General features: G+C 40.4%; 1 protein-coding gene. It reads right to left on the bottom strand.

Going from position 1 to position 763, the window contains the following annotated elements; all coding sequences use genetic code 11:
* A partial coding sequence (gene istA, locus HR057_RS16825) for an IS21 family transposase (RefSeq protein WP_173732659.1) occupies window positions 1-763 on the bottom strand: 763 nt, incomplete at both ends.

Genomic DNA, 763 nt, shown 5'->3' with positions numbered 1-763 from the left:
CTCCTGAATAGATACCCCTTTCTCATAATGAGGACGCTCTCGGTCCGCCACCATCTCCTTTTGTATCCATTCTGCCAGTTGAGAAAAGTCCTCCATGATTGGATGGGTAGTGAAGAAGTTATTTCTAGTGTAATTCACTTTCTTTTCCACGTTTCCCTTTTCATGACCACTTGCCGGATTACACGCTTGCACTTCAAATCCGTAATGGGCTTGAAATCGTAAAAAGGAATCTGTGTAGGTTCTTTCTTCCCCCTTCCCAATCGAAACAACGGCAGCTGCGAGATTATCAATTCTTATATAGGTCGGTACACCCCCTGCTTGATGGAACAAGTTCTTTAGTCCCTCTAAAAAGCATTCGGAATTTTCAGCTGGAAGGGGATAAGCAAACCCTGCATTACTATATGGGAAACTCATGATTAATAATTTAATATCCTTATAAGCACCATCCTTCACTACGGTCATATTTCCAAAATCCACTTGTGCTTCTCCAGGTGGATGTTCCAAACGTTCGTATCTCTTCATTTTTGCCTCTTTAATGAAGGGCTTTCGATGTTGAATATAATCGCATACCGTTCGATAAGATCCCTTAAAGCCATACTCCTTCTTTAAATCCTCATGGATCTTTTTATTCGTTCTTCTATCTTTTTTCTTGAGCTTTAAATCTTCCTCTAACCAACAATCTACGATTTCCCCAAATTCACTATTGTACATCATTCCTTTTTTAGAAACCGGAAGAGATTCTAGAGGTACTTCTCCATCGGCG

Origin of the sequence: Calidifontibacillus erzurumensis (assembly GCF_013303125.1) — a bacterium.
GTDB lineage: Bacteria > Bacillota > Bacilli > Bacillales > Bacillaceae_J > Calidifontibacillus > Calidifontibacillus erzurumensis.
This window is presented reverse-complemented; position numbering and strand designations above follow the sequence as displayed.